General features: G+C 42.1%; 8 protein-coding genes, 5 tRNA genes and 2 pseudogenes. 8 read left to right on the top strand and 7 right to left on the bottom strand.

Features of this window, described 5'->3' with window-relative positions; translation table 11 throughout:
- From A7985_RS25145 to nth, 5 genes and pseudogenes are all read left to right on the top strand, one after another.
- Positions 1-325 (top strand): annotated as a pseudogene (locus A7985_RS25145) (electron transport complex subunit RsxC); the annotation flags it as partial.
- Positions 322-1374 (top strand): electron transport complex subunit RsxD, encoded by a 1053-nt coding sequence (gene rsxD, locus A7985_RS25150; RefSeq protein WP_065793131.1) that lies wholly within the window; start codon positions 322-324, stop codon positions 1372-1374. The pseudogene A7985_RS25145 and the gene rsxD, both read left to right, overlap by 4 nt.
- Positions 1371-2009, top strand: coding sequence for an electron transport complex subunit RsxG (rsxG, locus tag A7985_RS25155; RefSeq protein WP_065793132.1), 639 nt, complete (start codon positions 1371-1373; stop codon positions 2007-2009). Before rsxD ends, rsxG begins: the two co-directional genes overlap by 4 nt.
- On the top strand, positions 2006-2704 hold the full coding sequence (locus tag A7985_RS25160) for an electron transport complex subunit E (protein WP_065793133.1): 699 nt from the start codon (positions 2006-2008) through the stop codon (positions 2702-2704). The genes rsxG and A7985_RS25160 overlap by 4 nt, the downstream gene beginning before the upstream one ends.
- A gap of 90 nt (positions 2705-2794) precedes the next feature.
- Entirely contained in the window at positions 2795-3427 is a 633-nt protein-coding gene (nth, locus tag A7985_RS25165; protein ID WP_065793134.1) for an endonuclease III, read from the top strand.
- Here nth and A7985_RS25170 read toward each other — a convergent pair whose 3' ends face one another.
- Positions 3428-3880 carry an Lrp/AsnC family transcriptional regulator gene (locus tag A7985_RS25170; protein WP_065793135.1) on the bottom strand — a complete coding sequence of 151 codons (453 nt, stop codon included), beginning with the start codon at positions 3878-3880 and terminating at the stop codon, positions 3428-3430.
- Between the two features lie 131 nt (positions 3881-4011).
- Here A7985_RS25170 and A7985_RS25175 point away from each other — a divergent pair, with 131 nt between their 5' ends.
- Both A7985_RS25175 and A7985_RS25180 read left to right on the top strand, forming a co-directional pair.
- Entirely contained in the window at positions 4012-4677 is a 666-nt protein-coding gene (locus A7985_RS25175; RefSeq protein ID WP_065793136.1) for a glutathione S-transferase family protein, read from the top strand.
- 18 nt (positions 4678-4695) lie between these two features.
- Positions 4696-4941, top strand: a pseudogene (locus A7985_RS25180) (endonuclease III); the annotation flags it as partial.
- Positions 4942-4997: 56 nt separating this feature from the next.
- Here A7985_RS25180 and A7985_RS25185 read toward each other — a convergent pair.
- The 6 genes from A7985_RS25185 to A7985_RS25210 form a co-directional block, all read right to left on the bottom strand.
- Positions 4998-5678, bottom strand: coding sequence for a hypothetical protein (locus A7985_RS25185; RefSeq protein WP_247684911.1), 681 nt, complete (start codon positions 5676-5678; stop codon positions 4998-5000).
- A gap of 384 nt (positions 5679-6062) precedes the next feature.
- Positions 6063-7643, bottom strand: a complete 1581-nt coding sequence (locus A7985_RS25190; RefSeq protein WP_065793138.1) for a methyl-accepting chemotaxis protein — start codon at positions 7641-7643, stop codon at positions 6063-6065.
- 314 nt (positions 7644-7957) lie between these two features.
- Positions 7958-8033, bottom strand: a tRNA-Glu gene (locus tag A7985_RS25195).
- Between the two features lie 70 nt (positions 8034-8103).
- A tRNA-Glu gene (locus tag A7985_RS25200) sits at positions 8104-8179 on the bottom strand.
- A gap of 157 nt (positions 8180-8336) precedes the next feature.
- Positions 8337-8412, bottom strand: a tRNA-Glu gene (locus A7985_RS25205).
- A 69-nt stretch (positions 8413-8481) separates the two neighbouring features.
- A tRNA-Ala gene (locus tag A7985_RS25210) sits at positions 8482-8557 on the bottom strand.
- A 532-nt stretch (positions 8558-9089) separates the two neighbouring features.
- On the opposite strand from A7985_RS25210, the gene A7985_RS25215 reads away from it, so the two are divergent.
- Positions 9090-9165: transfer RNA gene (locus A7985_RS25215), tRNA-Val, on the top strand.
- Positions 9166-9217: the final 52 nt, after the last annotated feature.

The raw sequence follows: 9217 nt of genomic DNA on the forward strand, positions 1-9217 counted from the left end.
ATTGCTCGTGCCAAAGCGAAAAAAAGCCGCCAAGGAAGCTGAAGAAGCGCAGCAACAACCAGATGAGCCAGCCGCAGAAGTGGACGCTGAACCGGAAGATCCGCGCAAAGCCGCCGTTGCCGCCGCCATTGCTCGTGCTAAAGCGAAAAAAGCGGCTAAACAAGCTGAGGGAAGTGGCAATACAGAAGAAGCAAGTCCACAGACGGATTCGGATACCGCTCAACTCAGCCCTGAAGACAAAAGAAAAGCGGCGATAAAAGCAGCAGTCGCACGAGCAAAAGCAAAGAAACAAGCCCAAGAACAAGAAGGAAATGACCTGTCATGAAATTAACCATGGCTTCCTCGCCTCACAACCACAGTCTCAAATCTGTCAATAAGTTAATGACTTGCGTGATGTTAGCTTGTGTACCAGGCATTTTGGTACAAAGTTACTTCTTTGGTATTGGCGTACTTGTACAACTCGTTTTAGCCTTAATGTGTGTCAGTGCGGCTGAAGCCGCAATTTTAAAAGTTCGCAATCGCCCAATATGGCCAACTTTAAGCGATGGTAGTGCTTGGCTAACAGGAGTGCTGATTGCCGTGAGTATTCCTCCACTCGCCCCATGGTGGATCGTTGTCATAGGCAGTGTGTTTGCCATTATTATCGTAAAGCAGTTATATGGCGGGCTAGGTTTTAACTTGTTCAATCCTGCGATGGCAGCCTACGTATTGCTGCTTATTTCCTTTCCTGTGCAAATGACAGCATGGCAACCTGTAAATGCTCTGTTGGCAACCCCACTCTCATTCGTTGATCAGTTGAGCCTTATCTTCACTGAGACAACACAAGCTGGCGTAAGTCTTGATGTTGCGAGACAAGTCATCGATGGTGCTACGGGCGCTACACCGCTGGACCATGTAAAAACGGCCTTATCTCAAAATATGACCAGCTCAGAAGCGATGGACAACTTGGCTTTCAGTCGCTTTGCAGGTGAAGGCTGGCAATGGGTAAATCTAGCTTACTTGCTTGGTGGGCTTTACCTACTAAAAGCAAAAGTGATTAATTGGCATATTCCTGTTGCGATGTTGGTGTCTTTGAGCGCCTGTAGCGCCCTAGGGTTTGTCCTTGGTGGACACACAGGCGTTGCATTCCATTTATTGAGTGGTGCAACTATGATTGGCGCTTTCTTTATCGCGACGGATCCGGTGTCAGCCTCTACAACCAACTTGGGTCGCTTAATCTACGGTGCTTTAATTGGCCTACTAGTCTATTTAATTAGGCAGTTTGGAGGTTACCCAGATGCGATTGCATTTTCAGTATTATTAATGAACATGGCTGTTCCTTTAATAGACCACTATACCCAGCCACGCACTTATGGACATGGAGCTCGCAAATGATATTTGCATCAATGAAAAAAAATGGTGCGATTCTCACCGCATTTGCACTGGTAACAACGGGCAGCGTAGCATTGGTGCAACAACTTACTGCGCCGCGTATTGAAGCCCAAGAAAAAAACCACCTAATGCAAACGCTGACACAAGTTATTCCAACGAGTAAATACAACAATCAGCTCTATTTAGATTGCGTTGAAAGCAGTGCGCCAGAACTTGGGCCCAATGGCCCACACCGTATATATCGTGCAAAGCTCGATGAAAAGCCTGTCGCCTTATTAGTTCAGCACATTACACCAGAGGGTTACAGTGGCAATATTAATATACTCACTGCGGTATATAATAATGCCTCTATCGCAGGTGTTCGAATTACGCAACATAAGGAAACGCCAGGGCTGGGTGACAAAGTAGAAATTAAAAAGGCTGATTGGGTTCTTTCATTTAATGGACAGCAAGTTACCAGTGAAAATGACTCCCGCTTTAACGTCAAAAAAGATGGGGGCGAATTTGATCAGTTTACCGGTGCCACGATCACACCAAGAGCAGTGGTCAAATCAGTAAGAGCCGCAACATGGTATGCGCATCAAAACTTTGATGCGCTCTTTGCGCAAGACAACCTATGCCAGCAGGAGACGCTATGAGCGAGTTCAAAACCCTAGCACATGAAGGTCTATGGAAAAATAATGCCGCCTTAGTACAGCTACTGGGCTTATGTCCCCTCCTCGCTGTAACCAGCACAGTGACCAATGCGCTCGGTTTGGGAATAGCGACCTTGCTTGTTTTAGTTGGCTCAAATGTGACAGTCTCAGTCGTCAGAAACTGGGTACCAAAAGACATTCGGATCCCTGTATTTGTCATGATCATCGCTGCATTTGTAACCATCATTGAATTACTTATGAATGCTTTTACCTTTGGCCTTTATCAGTCTCTGGGGATCTTTATTCCCCTTATCGTAACTAACTGCGCCATTATCGGACGAGCAGAAGCCTATGCATCGAAAAATTCCCCGTTGCTCTCAGCATGGGATGGCATCATGATGGGGCTGGGCTTTGCTGCTGTATTGGTGATCCTAGGAGCAATGCGCGAAGTAATTGGTCAAGGCACACTGTTTGATGGCGCCGAGTTACTGCTCGGCGAATGGGCAACGGCGCTGCGTATTTCAATCATCGATTTTGATAATCAATTCTTAGTGGCAATATTGCCACCTGGTGCCTTTTTGGGTCTAGGGCTCATCATTGCGGTTAAAAACTATTTTGATGAGCGAAAAAAAGCCCAAGCCCAACCGGATCCAAGCCCAGAAAAAGCGCCACGCGCGCGCGTTACAAGCCTTACATAACATAAACAAAAACACCCGCCCAACAGTCAATTGAGTGGGTGTTTTAACAAGATGTCTCAACTACACCTAACAACTTGCAAGTAAACCGTCATGAATAAAACAAAACGTCTTGAAATCCTCACGCGGTTGCGCGAGGACAACCCGAACCCTAAATCAGAGCTCGAATACACGACCCCGTTTGAACTATTAGTTGCGGTCACTTTATCTGCACAAGCCACGGATGTGGGTGTCAATAAAGCCACTAGAAAGCTCTTTCCCGTTGCAAACACCCCAGAAGCCATTGTTGCGCTAGGTGTTGAAGGACTAAAAGAGTACATCAAAACCATAGGCTTATTTAACTCTAAAGCCAATAATGTACATAAACTGAGTCAAATACTTATCGACAAACATGGCTCTGAAGTACCGCAAAACCGCGAAGCACTCGAGGCACTGCCTGGTGTAGGCCGTAAAACCGCCAATGTCGTATTAAATTGTGCATTTGGTTGGCCAACAATCGCCGTTGATACGCATATATTTCGCGTATCTAATCGCACTAAATTTGCCATGGGTAAAGATGTGGTCGCGGTGGAAGAAAAACTCGAAAAAGTCGTCCCAAAGGAATTCAAAGTAGATGTACACCATTGGTTGATCCTACATGGCCGATACATATGTACAGCCAGAAAGCCCAAGTGTGGTAGCTGTATTATTGAAGACTTGTGTGAATTTAAAGATAAAACGGAATAATTAGACTGCTACTTCTAATCCTAATTTATTGGACTGAATTACAACTTTAGAATGGAACTTTTTAACGTTTGAATTAGACATTAATAAACGGCGAGATAGTTTATCAAACTCGTTCATATTCTTGACTACGATGATTAAAACGAAATCGACTTCGCCTGCAGTATAATAAAATTGTTGCACTCGCTTTTCTTGATTAAGGCGCTCGATAAAATCATCTAATGCTTTTTCTCCGCCTTTTTCCAAACATACATCTACAATTAGAGTCGTAAAACCTTCTAACTTGTCTCGGTCAATTATCGCGACTTCTTTTTTGATAATACCCCAATCTTTAAGCTTTTTAATTCTTCGCTGACAGGCTGACGCAGACAAACCTATTTGATGGCCAATGTCTTCGGTACTGACTCTGCTATCGAATTGAATAATATTTAAAATCTCTCTATCAAAATCATCCACGCCCACAATCCTTCACATTTTAAAGAATAACGCCTAAAAAAATGCACTCAGAAGTTAATTTAGCAGCGATACTAACTTAACTTAAACCTAAAATAAACATTGTACTTAGCTGTTAATAACAAGAGGTTAAAGTGAATAGAATTTTATACAGTGGTAATAGGAACGCATCTAGCTGGGCATTTCGCGCATGGCTGGCTTTAAAAGAGCAAGATATTCCTTTTAAAGAAATTATTGTCGATATTCGTAGGCCACAGCGCTGGAGCAACCTAGCAGAAATTGGCAACTTTTCACCTGCTGCAGCCATCCCTGTTCTAGATGATAATGGATTTATTATTTTTGACTCAAATGCCATCATGGAATACGCGAGTGAATTAGGCACAAACGCTCTGCTCCCTGAAGATATAAAAGCTCGAGCGAAAGCCAGATCATTAGTGGCATGGCAACATTCAACCTTTGGTCGTATATGTCCTTGTTTATTTTTCGAAAGTGCCTTTTATCCAGAAAAGAAAGCTTTATCTGATGCCGAAGTAGCTGCAATAGAAAACGTCTATTCGATTTGGGAAGATTCTATTACGCTATTTAAAGGGAAGTACCTCGTCGGGAACTACTCTTTGGCCGATATTATGTTTGTACCTTCAGTAGTTCGATTTACTTCTCATTATCAACCAGATGAAAGGTGGCCAAATGTTCAGAACTGGACAAAAATCTTACTGAGCCGCCCTTTTGTAAAGGAATGGCTAGATGAGGCTTCTCAACTAGAACCCATTTACTTACCTGGCTATAGAGACGATCCATAGCCTCTACCTTGACTATATTTCGACTGGCCAGCAATCGCCGTTGATACGCATATATTTCGCGTATCCAGTCGCACTAAGCTTGCCATGGGTAAAGATGTGGTCGCGGTGGAAGAAAAGCTCGAAAAAGTCGCCCCAAAGGAATTCAAAGTAAATGTGCACCATTGGTTGATCCTACATGGCCGATACATATGTGCAGCCAGAAAGCCCAAGTGTGGTAGCTGTATCATTGAAGACCTATGTGAATACAAAGAAAAGACTGATTAAAAGAAAAGATTTGCAGTGGTGCCCTCTACCCCACTGCAATTCTCAAAAAAAATAATTTATTTTGCATACATTAGCCGTCTTGCCTCAGACAACCTTTTAATCAGTATACTACTACCAATACAATGTTTTAGTTGGTTATACCTATTAGTAAACAGCAATCTAATCAACCAATAAAAAAGAACCCCTATCATGAGATAAATAAGCGCATTGCTATCAATAAAATCGGGCCAACTATCTGATGTGTTAGACGAGAAGGACATGACTGCGCCCAGTAGAGCAAAACAAGCTCTCCACGTGTGTCTAACTATGCGGTGCTTTCCAGAAAGCCCACCATTTAAAAGCATTTTTAGATCTAAACAAGCAGACAATGCAGCAATAGACGCATGAATCGTAAAGATCACTTTAAAAGTTTGGGGAATATCATTGGCGGTCAACACAAATTGAAAGAGGCTGAAACTCACGTAGACAATTAAACACATCGACAGTACTTCAAATATACCCACTGAGTTTTCTTTTCTTAAAACAACAGCCCAGGCAGTCGTCCCATAATAGAAGGTGAGTAAAGCCATTGTGGCCCCACCATTGAAAAATGCCGCAGTCCCAGCCATGATTAATAAGGACAGAAAAAATAGATTTCCAGACCACCTATGTTTGGACTTCCCTTTCGCAAAACTCAACGCGCCAATACCAAACAACAACAAAAATGCCCCGGCTACAATATGCACAGTTAGCATCATATCTCCTTGTAAAATTGTTTAAAGTGTTAGTTAAATCAACTAGTTATTTTTAGTACTTTTTTAATTTATACTAACGTTAATTACACTGATTAACATTGACTCGACTTCAAACCATCAACTCTTTTTATAACTTGGCATAATCGCTATTCAATAGAAACTTGTGAAGTGTTACAAAACGTTATGACCTGATGTCTATTAATGGATCTCGACTTTGAAAAATAACCCTCTTCTCAGCCATTGTTGCAACGACTCTACATGTAAGTGGACATCGTCACTCGTTCAATGCGAGTAAGAAAAGAGCAAGGTAGTTTAAAAAGGTAAGGTTAATAAAGCGGGTGAAGTGTGAAGTGGCTTTAGCGTGTATACTAAAGCCACGGGTTTGCATTACCGCTGAAATTTCGCAATAAATTGGTCAACGAGTGATTTTTGATCTGCTAATGCTTTTTGTGTATTTGCCATGGTGGCTAATGAATTGTCAGAGCTCTCTAATGAGTCCGTCGCCAACTGTGAAATCGTGACGGCATTGTTATTTAGTTCATTACTCACACCCGACATTTCCTCTGTTGAGGTTGCTATTTGGTAATTCAAACTTGAGATATCATTCACTATGGCGTTGATACTGTCTAATGACGCTTTGGTTCCTTCGGCTTTTTCTACACATTGGCTCGATTTTTCAACGCCATTTTGAATCGCTTGTACTGCCCTTTCCGCCCTTTGCCGCAAGTTTGCAACTATATCGTCAATTTCTTTTGTGGAATCCTGAGTACGTTGTGCCAGTGCTCTTACTTCATCTGCAACTACAGCAAACCCTCGCCCTTGTTCGCCAGCTCGTGCAGCCTCAATTGCAGCATTTAAGGCCAGTAAGTTAGTCTGTTCAGAGATACCTCGGATCACATCAACAACCCCGCCTATATTAACCGTTTGCGCATTAAGGTCTTCTATATCGGATTGCGTTTTCGTCAACTCTTCTGAAAGCGTGTAATTGGTCTCCATATTATCATTTACCGCTGTACTCCCCTCTTTAACAGACTTTAATGCCGCTTCTGATTGCTGGGCTGCATTGTTAGTATTTGAAGCTATCTCTTGAATTGTTGCCGTCATTTGATTGATAGCAGTAGCCAGAGAGCCTGTTTGTGCTTGTTGATTGTTGAGTAGTTGGGCGCTTTTATCACACTCATCTACCGTTTCTTTAGCATGTCCCCTTACCGTATCACTGGCATCTTTCACTCTTCCAAGCACTGCTCTTAATTCAGATTCTCGCGCCAATAGAGCTAATTCAATTGCTGCAATATCGTTTACTTTATCGATATAGATTTTTTGCATCAGAGGGTTATCATAAACTTTACGCGCTTTTTCACTCAACTCTCTGACAGGTGAAAGACGCTGATAAGTTAAAAATAAGGCCACGACTACCAATACAGTTTCTAAAATGTATGACCAAGGTGACGGGAGTGAAGCGAATACCATACTGAGTATGTAAAAGACGCCAATAATGAGCATCATTTGTGTCGGCAGAGACATGGATGCTCGTGTAAAGCTTTCTACTGAAGCTCCATCATTGAGCTTTTGATAAATTTTTTCTGCGCGGTTAATTACTTTTCTGTCTGGTTTTGTCCTAACAGACTGATATTCTACGGTTTGGCCAGAGCCATTTGTTATAGGAGTTACATAAGCATTCACCCAGTAATGATCACCGTTTTTACAGCGATTTTTTACCATTCCCATCCACGGCTTTCCCGACTCAATGTAATTCCAAAGGTTTTGAAAAGCAGCTTTTGGCATTGTTGGGTGTCGTACAATGTTATGTGGCTTGCCCTCTAGCTCGTGTAATTCAAAGCCTGCTACCTCACAAAACTGTGGGTTTGCATATTTTATCTGTCCTTTTGTATTTGTTGTCGACAATAAATTATAGGAGCTAGGATAGTCATACTCCCGATTTGTAAAATTAGATCTTCCTTTAGCCATGGCAACTCACTCTAAATAAAAAAGCAATAATAAATTATTACTTCTACGCGAGCATGACAATAGTGATGGAAAATTGTTCTATATCAAACTATTGAATGAACCTAAATCGTTTTCGCAGGTATTTCTGCTAAACCATAAGTAATCACTTTATATCCAATATGAGCATTGTTAGAACAGGTGTACAGACAGCTTAATTTATAAAGGAGTCCATAGAATTGCCAAAAATCTCAGCGCAGCATTAAAGTAAAAGTTAGCAAAGGCTTGTTAATTAGCAAGTAAGGTGGAAATAATAGAAATGTATTCAAAAAAATAAGTGGCGTCCCCTAGGGGATTCGAACCCCTGTTACCGCCGTGAAAGGGCGGTGTCCTAGGCCTCTAGACGAAGGGGACACAATTTTGTGTCACTAGGACTGGTTATTTATACTCTTACCATGCGAGCTTGGTACTTACTTAAAGTAAGTGGCGTCCCCTAGGGGATTCGAACCCCTGTTACCGCCGTGAAAGGGCGGTGTCCTAGGCCTCTAGACGAAGGGGACAAAAAATTTGCTTATTGAAGTGTTGCTTCAATAATTTTTTGTTAGCGTGAAGGACGAGTACACGAGACCGAACCTCATTATAACAAAACAATTTTGTGTCACTAGGACTGGTTATTTAGACTCTTACCATGTGAGTTTGATACTTACTTAAAGTAAGTGGCGTCCCCTAGGGGATTCGAACCCCTGTTACCGCCGTGAAAGGGCGGTGTCCTAGGCCTCTAGACGAAGGGGACACAATTTTGATTTTAAATATTCGAAATCTAAAACCAAAGAATGTCACTAGGACTTATTCAACGATGTTTTGGTGGAGCTAGACGGGATCGAACCGTCGACCTCCTCGCTGCCAGCGAGGCGCTCTCCCAGCTGAGCTATAGCCCCAAACTGCCAACGCCGATTAAGGCGTGCATCGCTGAGTGCGGGGCGCATTCTATGCAGGCAGAAGAATAAAGTCAACAATTTTTAGTGAAGTTTTTTCTAACTGCTTTAAAAAACACCCAAGAGGGCACAATATATACAAAACCCCCTTTCAGTTCAATCAAAGCTTTTGTTTTAGCTCATTTTTAAGCCACCCCAATGCAACAAATCTCCCTCTTTATACAAAACCTTAAATACTAGAAAGTAAAATGTAGAATAGTGACACCCTTAATCCCTAGATACTAAACAAAGAGCAATTAAAACTCCCCTACCCTAAGTCTATTTATCTTAGTTGACGATTTGCTTTTCCTATTATGTTAGCCTCACTGTTCTTCCTTTATAATGAAGAACTATTGAATTCCAATTGTTTTGCTTATAATTAAGGCAACTGAACGAAATTTTCATTCTAACTATTGACTCCTTTGTTGTTACACCTATAATAGCGCCCCACAACGACGCAGCGTTATACACATTGTGTTGTTTGTAAATTAGATATGGGTTGTTAGCTCAGTTGGGAGAGCATCGCCCTTACAAGGCGAGGGTCACTGGTTCAAGTCCAGTACAACCCACCATTTAGATAATCTAATTGCTGTATACTGACGTTGGACGTAGCGCAAGCTCGAC

Origin of the sequence: Pseudoalteromonas luteoviolacea (assembly GCF_001696455.1) — a bacterium.
Taxonomy (GTDB): domain Bacteria; phylum Pseudomonadota; class Gammaproteobacteria; order Enterobacterales; family Alteromonadaceae; genus Pseudoalteromonas; species Pseudoalteromonas luteoviolacea_C.